Origin of the sequence: Serratia sp. PAMC26656 (assembly GCF_016469055.2) — a bacterium.
GTDB classification, from domain to species: Bacteria; Pseudomonadota; Gammaproteobacteria; order Enterobacterales; family Enterobacteriaceae; genus Serratia; species Serratia plymuthica.
Genome location: NZ_CP150486.1, coordinates 571,281 through 585,971, shown reverse-complemented (window position 1 = coordinate 585,971; position 14,691 = coordinate 571,281). Strand labels below are relative to the sequence as shown.

The following is a 14,691-nucleotide window of genomic DNA, read 5'->3' as shown; positions in this document are numbered from 1 at the left end:
AACGCATGATCCAGGTGCGGGGAATCCTAGCAACTGAGTTGGGAAATGAAGGTAACCATGTGGATTTGACACCTTGAGTCTATTATGGACCATCCTTTTACGATAGAGCTACTGATAAACCTCAAATTTGCAAGAGAGGACAGCTTGTACTGGACTGGCCCTACCCCGGCAACCTCTCAGCCTGCCGCCGAACCCCGGCAAAAATTGCATCACTCACAGAACGAGGAAACTCGTCCGGCAACATCGCTTCCACATTAGCGAGCGCCTGCTCTGTTTGTGCTTTCAGCTCAGTCATCACCTGCAGCGTTTTCTCTTCGGAATACCCCACAGTTCTCGCGGTAGAGGTAAAGTGCCTGGGCAAGATCTGGCTCCAACGGTAATGGCGACTCTGCCCCAATACGGCCATGGCCATTTTTGCTTTCTGTGGTGCAATGCCACGGGCATGCATAAATGGGTAACCCGAGAGCACATCGTAAAGCGGAGTCATTCGATAGGCCGTTTCCTGCTCAATGAACAGGCTAAAGTTTTTGGCATGTCCATCAATGGCCGCCAGCATCCAGAAGACGATTTGGCTTTTAAAGAAGATGTCTCGATCGAGTAATGGCTGCTGAGAACCCATTAGCAGTTGCATCGCAGCCGCAATACCGGGCCCGCCATCAGCCTCATATTTCAGCACAGGGGCAATACCTAACGCCTGGCAGAAATCCTCCTGCGGCAAACGAATCAGCCAGCTGTTATCCCGCGCCCAACGTCGGTCAAAACGCTCAACGATCAAAGCCTTTTGTTCACCAAAACGCGCCAACTTAGCCTGCGCTACCGGCAGGCCAAACTGTTCTGCAATGCGTAAACATAACCACTCGTTCTCACAGCTTTCGCTGAGATCCAGATTGTTATGCGCGATATGCCCAATGGGCAGTTTTATGATGTGGCTGGTTGGCGTACTCCCCTGTGGCCGATACCACTGATTGCCGAACCAAAGCAGCGCGGTCTTTTCCTGCGCACCGGCTAGAGAGATCCGGAAATCATCAGTACCCGCCTCCATGCCCAACGGCGCCTCGCGGTACCCCAGCAGAAGCTGCTCTATTTCTTCATCACTGACAGGCACGGCGTTCACTTGCTTGACCGGGGCCACATCGGCATGTTCAGGGTAAAGCTGGATCGCACCCACGCAGTCGCTGCCAATGCTGGAAAGCAGATCAAAAGGCTGTTTGGTTGCCGTTCTAAAACGCGCCTGTAGGCGGCTGCGAATAAGCTCGCTGTCCGGCAGCAGGTTGTCGAAAAAGTTATACACCACGTCACCGCGGAACGGTTCTGGTTGTAGCGGCAGGGATAACGATATGGCGCGCGCGCCGGCTTGTGCCAACCACTCTTCGTGGTAAACAAACGACATCGCGCCACCCGCATGCTTTTCCAGCGTCCCAACAAGGGTGCCATTCAGCACCACACGTAGCTTTTCCATGCTCACCACTCCTGATCCCAGGTTTTGGGATCGACCGGCTTACCGCGCGGAGTCACTTGTAGCTCTAAATCCAACGCAGCAAGCAGTTTGAACAACGTTTCCAGCCGGGTGCCGTCCGGGTTGTTTTCAAACGCGGAAACCGTGGCCTGCTTTAACCCAATGCTGTCAGCAGTTTTACTTTGGCTTTGGTTACGCTTTTTACGTTCATTGCGTAGCGCATGCGCCAACATCTTTGCCGAGGTGATTTTCATTTTATCCTCCCAAGCGGATGAAATGAGTATTATCCCCTATAACGGATAAAGCAAATATTATCCGCTACAGGGGGTAAAAGTGAGCATATCCTCTATCACGGATAAATATCCGTAACATATTGAATATAAATAGGGATATGTCGAATTTTAGGAGCAAAAACCACCTTGAGACGGATTATTGCTCGTGTGATAACTAATGGCGCGCATAGCTATAGAGCAGACTTATCCGCAGGCTCAGGATCGCTACAAGTGTCTTCGAACTGCTTGCTAAGCACATCTTTCAAAAGATGACATTCTTTACGCGTTGGTACCATTTTCCAAAACGAGTCGAACATAATAATAAGAATTACTGCCATCGTATAAATCAAGACATGTTTCCATAATGCTAATGCATCACCAAAATAGATAGAATAAAATAAAAACAAAAAAGCAAACATAATATACTGCAATGCAAAAACGACAAAAATAGTACACTCAATCCAATACATAGCACCTTGCTTAAAAATCAAAAAACCATCTTTGCTCTCTATCCATAGACGATACTTCTTAAAAAAAGAAGGCGCTATTACATCACTATTTTTTTCTGACACTTTAAAAATCAAATTTTGTGTAGCAACATCACTAACACCACACACACGGTATCTCACTATCTTATTTATTTCTATATTAATGCACCTAGCCTCGATGCTCTTCTCATCTGAAAATTGATAAAGGTATTTCAGCTCATCAAATCGACTATTTTTCATATTCCTCATAAAACCTAGAATCGTTTTAATTCTTAAGAAAATAACAAGTAAAAGAACTGAAGAAAAAAAAGTAAAAAACACCTGCCATTGCGATAACTCTCCACTGGACTGCAATCCCCTCAACAACTCTAAAAAAGGACTAACCACAATATTAATTAACTCCATCACATACTCCTATTTATATTACCATGTAAATAACTTAACTATATAAATTCACAAAACTAATACCCCCTAGTATACCACTCTTCCAAACAATAAAATTCGTCATATAAGTGTTAAGTGGAGTGCTAACGCTAATTCCATATCCTACCACAGGAATAAAATTGAAATCACCAATATCTGGAATACACTTATCGGACTTGATTTTTATAGGATTATTCACGTATGCCTTTTCATAGACATAGCTATCGTTACCAATCTTCCATATACGGACTTTTAAAATAGACTCATATTTCCGCAAGTCATTCTCACCTACAAACACACAAATTTTATTTCCTGCAACCGTCGCCTGAGCGGACTCGCAGTAAACTCTGACCCCATGGGGCAAGCAGAAATAAAAGGGGGGAGGAAAGAGCAAGGAAAATTTTTTCATAGTGGTAGCCCTGCACTTCTGATTATGGGTGACATTTTGACAATGTATTGTTGTCTACTATCCCTGCGTAATTCCTACCATATAAACTGATGAAGTCGCTGACGCCAAACGTCTTGAGGTTGAAATAGCCTGCAATTATCGATGCTTGCTGCTCCATACTGTAGTGGCTCAGTAATGGTTTATCGAGCCGATATTGATAACTCACATCCCAACTGAGAAGCCCTCTGGTGCGCCCCCACATGCTTCTTTGATGCTGCCAAACACGAACGTGCCAGATTAACTTCGCCAGGTGTTAACGCCCGTTTTATCTTTTCTTGTTTATGTTCGATTCTGGAACTCCCTGTTCAAAAGAAGAAGAGATAAAACTTTTTTAACTCATTACGTCAATAAGATAAGCCTGAGGGATTTATCAGAAAGCCCCCAATTGGCTCCCGCAACGGTAGCCTGCATACGGGTTGAACAGACTGAGTTATACTGAAAGAAAAATGAGGGAAAGTTGCCAGAATGGGATCGCATGCACAAAAAAACCACCTTTCGGTGGCTTCTTGTTCGCATTTTACGAATGGTGCGATTGTAAGCACGCCCGGTTTCGTTCCACGCACTTTTTGATATTTCCGGTTTTTCAACCATCAGCCGGTACTCTTCCGGCGTCAGGTTATTCAGGGATTCATGAGGTCACTCACTGTTGTATTCATTCAACCTGAGATCGGCTATCTCCCGTGCTTCGTTCGGCGTTCTAAACAGATAAAGAACATTATTAATGACATTCAGCTAATGAGAGCTATCCATAAAAAAATCCACGCCGGAACGTGGATTCAATTTCATCGCCAAGGCCAGGCATCACGTTATTCGAAGTGAACTTCGGGGTTATCCGCCAGCGAAACGAAATTCTTCGTATTTTTATCCAGCGTGCGGATCTCGCCACTTTCGATGTCGTACACCCAGCCGTGCAGACGCAGGCCGTTGTTGCGCAGACCAACAGCAACGGACGGGTGAGTCTTAATATTATTTAGCTGGGCTATAACGTTCTCTTCAACCATAGCGTTAACTTTGTCGGTTTCGCTATCCCACGTTTTCTTCTCTACCACCGCTTTTGCCGCGTCCGCATAGTGCAGCCAGTGGGCCACAGCTGGCATCGGGTCAAGGCACTGGCAAGAAGCTATCGCCTTCATGGCGCCGCAGTTCGAGTGGCCGCAAATCACGATATCCGAGACGCCCAATGCCACCACCGCGTATTCAATGGTCGCCGACACCCCACCCGGCTCCGGGCCAAAGGAAGGAACGATGTTGCCTGCGTTACGGATAACGAAAAGCTGCCCCGGCTCTTGCTGAGTCACAAGCTCGGGTACCAGGCGGCTGTCAGAACACGAAATAAAAAGCGCTTTAGGGTTCTGGCTGGAGGCAAGGCTGCGGAAGAGCTCCTGACGCTGAGGGAAAATCTCTTTCTGGAAGTTGAGGAAACCTTCAATGATATGTTGCATAGCACGCTCTCTGGATCTGTAGTCTCGATAACATGATAAGCATCACTTCCCGTTAGTCCAGCACCTCGTTGGCAAAAAGGCGCGTTTCAAGGGCCTGGAGGGCAAGCCTACCAAGTTACGAGGTGCAGTAATCCGCTGATGAAGGTAGGTCTGGGTAAGATGAGGAAAACTCGCGGGGCAAATCGCAGACACAAAAAAACCACCTTTCGGTGGCTTCTTGTTCGCGCTGTACTAATGGTGCGAAGGCCGGACTCGCACATAATGATTAATCATTTGATTTTAAAAAATTAAAAATAACTTTTAGATAATGTACCAACATCGATACCAACATCGATACCAACACATTAAATCGTTGAGTTTGGGACTCGAATCGGGCCAGCCCTGCCCAGGAAGATACTAACAATCGAACATATCTCTGGCGCTATGCATCAACCACATCCAATGCCGTCTTGCGAAAACAGGTATAGGCCTCTTCCCAGGAAACCTGGCTTTCACCGAATACCATTGGTGTAACAAACTGCAGATAGCGTTCCTTATAAACAGGATTGCTCGCCAGTTCTTCCAGCCCCATTTTCAGCTCTTCAACAGGCGATTCGCAGAATTCAGGGTACTGGGCACCGTAACGTTCAATATCCTGCTCAATGCATTCCTGCACCAAGTGCTTCAAAACAGGAACGTCAGAACCTTTTTCTCTAACTATACAAAAATTGTCGTAGATATGACGCACCAGTGACTCATCCACTGCACGCTCCACATCACGCATGCTTGCAGCCGTTCTACGCATCATCGAAATCAGCTTTTCAGCCTGCGTGCTGGTGATAGTTGCGCAGGGGAAAGCCCCCACTACTTCGCCCTTCTTTGTTAGATCCATTACCAATGAACTAATAGCGCGGTTTTCCGCAACCTCAAGCAAATCTGTTTCCATTAGTTCCAGTTTGATAAATGGCCTTAAGCAGGGAATTTGTGCATATTCCTGCGGGTAGCGCACCGGAATTTCATTATAGCGATATTCATCACGAGTAACCTTTGGATACTCTTCATCCAGGCGAAACGTACCAGAGGCTGCAATCGTTTCGATAATGATCTGAATAATACCCTTACGGATGTTTTTACGCTGACCTCTGGAATATTGCTGGGAAAAACCGGCGACAGGGACAAGCTTAATGTCCACGTCCTCCGACATCCTGTTCAAAGATATCCCCGCTTTTGACAATGCCGTTCCACCGGCAAAAACCAGTTGATGCGTATCAAAGGCCAGAGGCTGGAGCAATCGCAATAACTCAACGATGTAATAATCTTTCTCTACAATTGCAACTGATTCAATGCCCAGAGCATCGGCAACATCTGGGAATAGCGTTGTTAAATCATCCATTTAATTTACTGTTCCCTACTGACAACGTTCTCTTAAAACGTGGTGAGGTTTTGATTTCCAGTGATGCGGGGATCTGAGTGGATTTACCACTATTATAGGCGCTTGTTGCTCCAACCAAGCGGTAATCCACGTTCAGACGTTCCAACGCCTCAATCACTACCGCAGCAGAACCTCCGGGAGCAGCAGGCATCAACTTGCCGGTAATCACATTTTGCCGCGCTTTGGTATAGACGCCATAGCCTACTTTCAACAGCTGTCCTTCCTTCACCAGTTCACGCAGTGCTCTGCCAATTTGATCGTAACCAGCAAGATCTTTGAAATCGTCACGAGTGAAAACATAACGCTTTGAGCGTTTCAGTCGTGACTGAATACGAGCTTTTATGGTCATGTTATCCTCCTTTGGTCATTTCTTCATCATAGCAAACATACGACATTTTTACAGCAAACATACGACACTTAACTTACCCTGCTGCCAGCATTCCCGGATAGTGTCTAGCGATGATGTCACTCATCAGCTCAAGGCGCTTGAAGGTTATGTACTGAAGATAAGTCTGGGTAAGATGAGGAAAACTCGCGGGGCGGATTTCAGGCACAAAAAAACCACCTTTCGGTGGCTTCTTGTTCGCGCTGTACTAATGGTGCGAAGGCCGGACTCAAACATCGACGTAACACAATGAAATATATGAAATAATTATATCTCATTCGAGGATATGCCCCTTTTTGTGCCCCCAGTATAAATTCCGTGATACATCAGAAAATTGATCATTCCCTCCTACATTTTCGACCAGTATTCAATCAGATAAAAGATTTCGGTTAGGTTCCGTCCTACGAACCCAAACCGGAAGCGCAACTAAGCATAAATTGTCGCGGGTATTTTCTGAACACAGCGTTCTCTTTTTTGGAGGCTGAAAAAAAAGATTTATAGAAAAACTGGTCACACTGTTCACTTTTTATTTTAGTTGTTTAAAAACAATTAATTAACTGGTGATTAGTTGGTGATGAGTTTGCCCTGACTGGTCACTGGGCGTGAACAGTCAGCCCCAAAATGCAAAATACCAGCCTGAGCCGGTGATTTATTGCGCTGTAGATGAGCGGCAGGGAGAGATTTCAGGCAGAGAAAAGACCTGCAATGCAGGCCTGAGCAGTCACCGCTACGGGGTTCCCCGGTGTTGGGTGTATACGATTTATACAGATCGACTATAAGCGGCCTCGCGTAATAGCGCCCAATGAGTTCGGCATATTACACCTGAGAGGCCTGTCAGCTTCACACCGTATCAGGTTGATCTGCATCCCCTGATTGGTCTTGAGCTTCAACAGCGCTATTTCATACTCACGCAGGCTTTCGGCACAGCGCGCCCGAAGACCATCGTTGGTAGCCACGTACCAACATAAACAACAGGTAGTGAAATGCAAGAGTCAATAAATCAGAAAGTTAACTTATAAAGTAATTAAAGAATGGGTAATCAATAGTTGTCCGTGATTTACCCACCCAGTTTATTTTAATGTCTTTTGGGGGGCTAACAAGGACATCTTGGTTGCAATCCCACTCGAAAGATACATCCTCAAGTTGGCCTATACCCGAAAAAATCGTTGTTGTACCAAAGCAATAATTATCCCATGCTCCTGCTGGACCTATACGTTGCCAAGAGTAAAGAGTTTCGGTACGCATAGTTGCTTCATGAGCTATAATAGTTGAGCTTTCATTATCTATCAAATCTTGAAAGGTTAACTGGCCAAGAGGGATGCTTGTTATTGCATCTGCACAATAAACTATATGCCCATGCCTAAGTAACAACATAACCTGACTTATAGCTTTTTCTTCATCAAAACTGATTTGAAGTTGAGTTTCTTTATAGTTATAATACCAAGTGTCACTTTCAATTTTGTATGGTTCCCCTAAAAAAACCTCTGCCTTATTTTTTGCAAGGCCAACTTCAATATATTGGAATAAATTGGTTGGCGTTGGTTTAGTCATCTCAGGAACTAGTAAGTTGCCCTGTTCATAATATTCATTTTCGAGTGAAGCAATACGTTCACGAGTCAAAACCTCAAGCCTTACATTTTTCATAAGCGGTAATATTGAGCCACCTTCCCACTTCAGCGTCTCTCTAGAAACTTCATCATCCCTAAACTTTATCCATGAGACCTGAGAAGTATTAAGTGCCTCTATGTTTTTATATGAAAGATCTTGTGTTAATCGACCTATAATATCTTTTAGATATTCCTCAGCATCTTTTACTTTCTGATGTGATATTGAATTCATATCAATTTGCGTTAGATGTGGTTCATTAATGAAACTTGAATTTTCGTTTTTATTCTCACCGTTGATATTGTCAATATTTCTTATTAAAAGCTTGGCTTTTTCGTTAAATTGGGTGGAAATAATTAATGCCTTGTCAATATCATTTTCAAACATTTCCGTTCTGAGTGATTGCAATTCTTTTATAGTGACTTTGTTTTTTACAAGCTTCTCTTTTAGATCTAAAAGTTTACTGTACTGATCAATCTTTTCTGATGTATCTTTTCCTTCAACTTTTCGTTTAACTAAGTATTCTGCGAATCTAAATAAAGCATACCCAATAGGCAAAAGGACGAACTGCCCTAAAGGGTTTTGCAAAGCTTTAATAAGCCAATTTATAAAGTCAAAGTTCTGCAATCTAATCCCCCCATGAGTTTGAGCAGAAAATTTAACATTCAGTAACTGACTGTTAAATTGGATTGGTGGCGGCACAAAACGTTATGTTTTCGATATCCATTGCATAAGCCACTCGACACCATTTTATACGGCTAAAAAAAGATTTATAGAAAAACTGGTCACACTGTTCACTTTTAATTTTAGTTGTTTAAAAACAATAAATTAAGAAGTGACCAGTTGGTGACGAGTTTACCCTGACTGGTCACTCTCAGTGAACAGTCATACCCAAAAATGCAAAACACCGGCCTGAGCCGGTGATTGTTTGCACAGCGGGTGAATAACGGGGGAGATGTTTCAGGGCAAAGAAAAGGCCTGCAATGCAGGCCTGAGTAGTCACCGCTACGGGGTTCCCCGGTGTTGGGTGTATGCGGTTTGTACAGGGGAACTATAAGTGCCCCCACACAACAGCGTCCAATGGGTTCGGCAGATCAATAACCGCGTATTGATCGGCGGAAACGATCGTGATGCTATTCGCTTAGCGCATTTCACACTTGGGGAGCCAGTCGGTTTCACAGTCTTCGCTCAATATCAGGTTGGTCTGCATCCCCTGATTGGTCTTGCGTTTCAATAGCGCGATTTCATACTCACGCAGGGTTTGCGGCACCGCGCGCCCGAACGCGGTCAGATTCAATGGGTACTTGTGTCCTCGCGCTTCCATATAGGAGAGGTAAGCGTGATACAGGTATTTGCGTGGGTTCGCCGGGGTAATGTTGGCATTACCGATATACAGGCCGTCAGGCGCACTGACTGCCAGCAGGTAGCCGCAAAAATCGACCAGCGGATCGGCGCTGCGTTTAATCTCCAGCGCTTCGCCCGAGTTCTGTTGCGCTTCCAGCAATACGCGGGCGTCATCGGGCACGGCAAAACGCTGCATCAGATGGCGCACGATCACTGCCAGCTCACCGGCGATTTTTGCCAGCAATTGCGGGTCACGCTCGTTGGCCGGTATCACCTCCGGGAACGGCAGGATCACCCGGCGACGGGACACCCCGCCGCTGCGGTCACTGAACTGCATCGGGTTGTTATTCACCGCCAAAATCACCGCCGGAATGTGCGTGGAGTAGGCATCCCGGTATTTCGGATCGATAGCCACCGCATCGCCGCCGGTGATCGCTTTGATACCCGCTCCGTCACCGCTCCATTTCTCTTGGTCAGGCAGGATAATCAGCGAGAACCCGACCACGGAGGCGCGTTCCCGTGACGATTCCAGTGTATCGATGGTGGCCGAGGTGGTGTTGTCTTTCCCCGCCAACAGGCTGGCTATGGCGGCCATCACGCTTTTACCGCTGCCGCCGGGGCCGGTGACCTCAAGGAACAGTTGCCAGTCATACCGGTTCGCCAGCACCATAAACAGCGCGGCAAGAATACGCGCCTGCTTGTCGGGTTGCTGCCCGGCGGCGCGGGTCAGCCAGCGCCAGAAGTGCGGGGCATGGTCGGCCAGATTTTCCCCGGCCTTGGGTGGCGTGTAGTCCACGCTGTTGACGGTACGCAGCCAGTGCGTTTTCTGGTGTGCACTGAATTGCCCGGTGGTGGTATCAAATACCCCGTTACGAAAGCCAATCAGGTGCCGTGCCGGCGTGCCCATTTGCGGCACCATCAGCCGGAGCGTGTCCAGAATGCTGTTGATACCTGCCGCCGAGAACGGGGCGCGGATTTTCTGGAACAGCGCGGCAATTTCGCGGCTAAGCACCCGGTATGGCAACACCTGCCATGCGCCGTTTTCATAGCGGCACAAGTCTTCACCGACCTGTGGAACGGCCAGCAGGTGCTGGTAGTGCTCTGCCAGCAGTTCGGCCTTTTCACTGGCGCTCATGGCTTTCAGGTCGGCATCGCTGAGCGTATCAAACGGGCTGGGTTGCTTGGGCTGGCTAAAGGCAGTCAATTGCGCAAGCGCGGCCAGCTTGCCCTGTTGCAGGTAAATGTCGTTCCAGTCGCCTGTTTCTGACGGTAACGCCGGTTTGCCGCCGCTCAGTTGCGCGGCTTCGGCAGCACGGGCCTGCCCGGTGCCGTTCTCGTCATTATCAGCCGCCAGCAGCAACAGCGCGTCAGGGTAGTGGGTGCGTAACTGCTGCGCCATCGCGGGTAGGTTATTGGCGCTGAGTGCAACGCAGACGCTTTCCCCGGTCAGTTGATGCACGGTCAGGCCGGTGGCGTAGCCCTCGGTCAGCCAGATAACGGCATTATCCTGCCCGTGCAGGAAATGGCAGGCGTTTTTCACCTGCCCCCCGGCCAGCGTGCGCTTATCACCTGCGGCGTTAATCAACTGGACGTTAACCACCTCCCCAGCGCTGTCAGTTAGAGACAACAACAGGTCGCCGTACTGGTAAGTAATACCGCCCATGCGTAATGACGGCCCCTGTAATGTCAGGGCGTCAGTGTCCGGCCAGCCCTTGGCGGTCAGATAGCTATTCCCGGCCTGTTGTCGGGCGCTGGCGAGCAGTTGTCTGGCCTGCTGCGCTGCGTTATTTCGCGCCTGCGCCCTGTCTTGCTGTTCCTGCTGGGGATTGTGCTCCGGCAATGTATTGCCCGACGGCTCACCCAATACCCCGGCCACCTTCACAGCGGCTTCTTTGGCGGTCACGGCCAGCGCTTTTTCGACCAGATTCAGGCCATCGCCACCGCCGCACTGGTTACAAAACCATGTGCCACGGCCCTGCAGATTATCAAAGCGAAAGCGGTCTTTGCCGCCGCAGACCGGGCAGGGCTGCGCCCGGCCCCCGGCAGTAATGTGAATGCCCAGTGCGGGAAGCAAGACCGGCCAGTGACCGGTAGCAGCACGTGAGGTGTGAGAAACGCTTAATGCGGTCATTGTTTTGCCTCCTCAGTGCACGGTGGTATTACAGATGACGGCCATTCGGCTACAGCACAGCTCATCCATCATCTTTTGGCCGAGCGTGGTCAGGCGCGGCGGCGCCACCAGAATATCCGGCAGCACCATGTCACTGAGCATGGTGCAGGCCATGTCCATGCCCACCTCTGCGCCGTGCTGGCGGACAAAGTAGCCTTCAATGTCCATCGCAATCGCCATTTGCAGCTCATCCAGCGTGTAGCCGGGATTCACCCGGTAAAAGGCGCAGGTATCGAGATAGGCATGGGCCAATGCGCGGCGGTAAACGGCGGTACGGACTTCAACGGGTAAACAAGACTGTGGGGTGTTCATGCGGCGGAAGCCTCCATGCTGGCGAGAATGTGAGAATCACAGGTTTTTACGACCTGTCCGAGCTGGTCAGTGAGTACCGCTATGACAGACGCAAAGGCGGCTTTTTGAGCGGCGTCCGGGCGCTGGCCGGTCGATTCAAGGGTGTCCAGCATGTCGAGGAACAGCACGCCGGTAGAATGTGCATGCTGAAGACGCAGGAAATCAGCATGCGGAATAGGATAGAAGGTTTCACTGTGGAAACGGGTGGCCAGCGTATTCATGCCACCCCCTGTACAGGCAGACGGCCCGCAAACGACAGAATGTAGTCACGCGCCAGCAGGCGGCGGGCGCTGTGTTCGGAATCTGCCACGGTGCGCAGCATGCACGGGGCTGCCGTCAGAGCTGTACGGCGAATAGCCGCAAACAGGAAACAGAATTTAGGGTGAGTCGGGGTGAGGGTCGTAGCCATGGTGGCAGCCTCCAATAAGTATTGGTTATTGCTACCACCGAAGTTTCCACGCTTATGGGTGGTAGCCCAGACGGGGGTGGAAATACCGGCCTTATTGGAAACCGGCCTGACCGAAGTCAGCCCCGCCTGAGCCACCATTGTTTGACAGCCACAGTAGCATAAATACCACTGTGCAAAAAATGAGCGCACTAAGGCTACGACATAAAAAAACACGCATGGCGCGTGTTGTGTCGCCAATAAGTTACACGGGTTTCCACGCCCGGCTGCCGATTGTGCGACAGCGGGGGGACTATAGCGCAGGGCTGGACGCGGGGGCAAGCGGTAAGGCACCCCCGGACGTTCAATCGATCGCATAGTGATCAACAGTCGGTAAGCTGGTCGTTGCGGGTATCGGCGGCAGCGCGGGTCAGCGGCACCGGCACGGCACGGAATAAACGTGGCTCGGCCTGGCTGCTGGCCAGGCGGATCACGCCGTGCTTATCGCTGCGGTGCTCCGGCAAGGCAATATCCGGCTGTTTGCGTTGCAACAGGATGGATTCTGCGACAAACAGCGCGTCGGTATCGGTCAGGGTAAAGCTGTGTCGGCCAAAGGTTAACCGCATCATGCTGTGGCCCCCTGATGACGGTTGGCAATGCGTTCAGCCATCCAGTTTTCGATTTCTGATTCGAGCCATGCGACGGTTTTGCCGCCAAGGGATATTTGGGCCGGGAATTGCTTGCGGGTCATCATCTCGTAGACGGTAGAGCGTGACAGCCCGGTGGTATACAACACTTCAGGTAGACGAATGAAGCGATCGCGTGGCGTGTAATCAACCGGGACGGGCGAGAGTGTGGAAGGGGTCTGTGTGGCAACTGCAAGCATGGAATGCTACCTCGTTTATGCCCGGTGGGATCTCACCGGCGCTGTGTGGGTTCGTCTGGTAGCGCCCTATTATGTGAATATTTTGCGGGGTGGCAACAAGGGGATGTTGTGTGGTATCCGAGATTTTTTCCTTGATTTTCAATTGAGTGTACGTTTTGGCATATATTGGCTCATATTGGCCTATATTGGCAAACAGAGGCAGAACCGCAGTAATGAATTAACAATGAATGGTTAGTTATTAATAGGCATAAACAGTCCAAGGTATTCAGAAAAGGCTAGCCAGAAAAAAGGCTGTTTTTAGCCGGGTGAACAGTAGTGAACACTTGGTGACTAGTTTTAGAGAAACTGTTCACTGCTTTATTTACTGATTTATTTACCTTTTTTATTAAAGTGAACAGTAGTGAATAGTTTTATATAAAACTAAAATCTCGTTGATGGTTTTATCGTCAGTTTTCAGTGCTGTTGTCCTGCGGACAGTCCAACCGGGATGAATGGCGATGTTGTACGGCAGTCAGCAGAATAGCCTCACATTGACTGACACCGGAGATAAACCCATGAGCACAACTGCATTACCCAAGCACATCAACGACAAGCTGCAAGCCCTGCGTGATGCCCGCGCCGCCCACGACAAAAACTATCAGGCGCTGACGGACGTCATTACGGGGATTGCCCGCTGTCATCAACAGAAGAAAGACACGGAAGTGGAAAGTCATGAAGCCGAAAGCCAGTGGCGCCCCCTGTTTCGTAAGCTACGCGGGGAAATGACCCCGGAGCTGCAAGCACAGCATCACAGCCGGATTTCCAAGCGGGAACTGGCGAAGGAATTCGACGGCCTGATTGAGGAAATGGAGCTGGATAAAATGCAGCTTCACCTCAGTTGCGGGGGCACAGCCCCTAAGATGGTAGCGGCACACGAAGCAGCCCTGACTTCATTTGCTGAACATGCGATGAGCAAGGCGTTGGACGCGCTCAGTGCTGCGTTGATCAGTCCTGATGTTATCAAGGCTTGTACACTGGCGAAGCAGGCTTACGGCGTCTATGGGAACGACCCGATGAAAGCGATTGAACAGCGTCTGTTAGGGGCGCTGAGCGGCCATATTCATGCGGCCACGGCACTACAGGGCATTGAGCACCCAGTATTGAAAGACATCGGGCTGACGAAGCCGGAAGAAACCGGGGTATTACCGGAGCTGCGAAGAAGTCCAATGCGCCGGATGCAGGTTGCTAACGAACTGCAGGAAAAACGCCAGCGCTTGCAGTAAAAGGGAGCAAAATCATGATGCGTTGCCCGCTGTGCACTCCTTCGTCTTATACCCTAACCAGTCGTTATAGCCGAAATAAAACATTTCATTGATTGAACTGGCCCCGCTGCAATGCTGATTTTGCTGCGGGGCGTTTACTTTTCCCCAAGCCCGAAAACAGCCTTTTTTCTGGCTAGCCTGCCTCAAACCGTGCGTGCATGCATAGGGTGCATGATTTTGCATGAATCCCCAGCCCCTCAAAACAGCCGAAACCCCGCGCCACAAGGGCTTACAGGGCCTCAGCATCATGCATGAAATGCGCATGATAAAGTCAGAGCGCGTAGGCGAGGGAGTATTGCGCGCGCAGGCAAGCAAGCACGAATG

15 protein-coding genes and 1 pseudogene are annotated in these 14,691 nt (G+C 49.2%); 1 reads left to right on the top strand and 15 read right to left on the bottom strand.

Annotated elements, in window-relative coordinates; genetic code table 11:
• Positions 1–160: 160 nt before the first annotated feature.
• From JEM67_RS03365 to JEM67_RS03295, 15 genes and pseudogenes are all read right to left on the bottom strand, one after another.
• On the bottom strand, positions 161–1,459 hold the full coding sequence (locus tag JEM67_RS03365; RefSeq protein WP_199637998.1) for a type II toxin-antitoxin system HipA family toxin: 1,299 nt from the start codon (positions 1,457–1,459) through the stop codon (positions 161–163).
• A 2-nt stretch (positions 1,460–1,461) separates the two neighbouring features.
• Complete coding sequence (locus JEM67_RS03360) at positions 1,462–1,710, bottom strand: helix-turn-helix domain-containing protein (protein WP_004953056.1); 249 nt, start codon at positions 1,708–1,710, stop codon at positions 1,462–1,464.
• A 209-nt stretch (positions 1,711–1,919) separates the two neighbouring features.
• Positions 1,920–2,621 carry a hypothetical protein gene (locus JEM67_RS03355; RefSeq protein ID WP_199637996.1) on the bottom strand — a complete coding sequence of 234 codons (702 nt, stop codon included), beginning with the start codon at positions 2,619–2,621 and terminating at the stop codon, positions 1,920–1,922.
• Positions 2,622–2,655: 34 nt separating this feature from the next.
• A complete protein-coding gene (locus JEM67_RS03350) occupies positions 2,656–3,048 on the bottom strand; it encodes a putative T6SS immunity periplasmic lipoprotein (protein WP_199637994.1) in 393 nt (130 codons plus the stop codon).
• A 591-nt stretch (positions 3,049–3,639) separates the two neighbouring features.
• Positions 3,640–3,795 (bottom strand): annotated as a pseudogene (locus JEM67_RS03345) (IS3 family transposase); the annotation flags it as partial.
• Between the two features lie 98 nt (positions 3,796–3,893).
• Positions 3,894–4,529 carry a carbonic anhydrase gene (locus JEM67_RS03340; RefSeq protein ID WP_119804574.1) on the bottom strand — a complete coding sequence of 212 codons (636 nt, stop codon included), beginning with the start codon at positions 4,527–4,529 and terminating at the stop codon, positions 3,894–3,896.
• Positions 4,530–4,950: 421 nt separating this feature from the next.
• Entirely contained in the window at positions 4,951–5,901 is a 951-nt protein-coding gene (locus tag JEM67_RS03335) for a nucleotidyl transferase AbiEii/AbiGii toxin family protein (protein WP_119804575.1), read from the bottom strand.
• Positions 5,894–6,289, bottom strand: coding sequence for a DUF6088 family protein (locus JEM67_RS03330; protein ID WP_119804576.1), 396 nt, complete (start codon positions 6,287–6,289; stop codon positions 5,894–5,896). Before JEM67_RS03330 ends, JEM67_RS03335 begins: the two co-directional genes overlap by 8 nt.
• 1,044 nt (positions 6,290–7,333) lie before the next feature.
• Positions 7,334–8,557, bottom strand: a complete 1,224-nt coding sequence (locus JEM67_RS03325) for a lysozyme inhibitor LprI family protein (protein WP_199637992.1) — start codon at positions 8,555–8,557, stop codon at positions 7,334–7,336.
• A gap of 514 nt (positions 8,558–9,071) precedes the next feature.
• Entirely contained in the window at positions 9,072–11,405 is a 2,334-nt protein-coding gene (locus tag JEM67_RS03320; RefSeq protein WP_199637990.1) for a primase-helicase zinc-binding domain-containing protein, read from the bottom strand.
• Between the two features lie 12 nt (positions 11,406–11,417).
• Entirely contained in the window at positions 11,418–11,756 is a 339-nt protein-coding gene (locus JEM67_RS03315; protein ID WP_199637989.1) for a DUF5375 family protein, read from the bottom strand.
• Positions 11,753–12,016, bottom strand: coding sequence for a hypothetical protein (locus JEM67_RS03310; protein ID WP_199637987.1), 264 nt, complete (start codon positions 12,014–12,016; stop codon positions 11,753–11,755). Before JEM67_RS03310 ends, JEM67_RS03315 begins: the two co-directional genes overlap by 4 nt.
• Entirely contained in the window at positions 12,013–12,558 is a 546-nt protein-coding gene (locus tag JEM67_RS03305; protein ID WP_199637985.1) for a host cell division inhibitor Icd-like protein, read from the bottom strand. The genes JEM67_RS03310 and JEM67_RS03305 overlap by 4 nt, the downstream gene beginning before the upstream one ends.
• Before the next feature lie 5 nt (positions 12,559–12,563).
• A complete protein-coding gene (locus JEM67_RS03300) occupies positions 12,564–12,809 on the bottom strand; it encodes a hypothetical protein (protein WP_199637984.1) in 246 nt (81 codons plus the stop codon).
• Entirely contained in the window at positions 12,806–13,066 is a 261-nt protein-coding gene (locus JEM67_RS03295) for a helix-turn-helix transcriptional regulator (RefSeq protein ID WP_199637982.1), read from the bottom strand. The genes JEM67_RS03300 and JEM67_RS03295 overlap by 4 nt, the downstream gene beginning before the upstream one ends.
• A 554-nt stretch (positions 13,067–13,620) precedes the next feature.
• Here JEM67_RS03295 and JEM67_RS03290 point away from each other — a divergent pair.
• Positions 13,621–14,328, top strand: coding sequence for an NAD-dependent aldehyde dehydrogenase (locus tag JEM67_RS03290; RefSeq protein ID WP_199637980.1), 708 nt, complete (start codon positions 13,621–13,623; stop codon positions 14,326–14,328).
• The last annotated feature ends 363 nt before the right edge of the window (positions 14,329–14,691 follow it).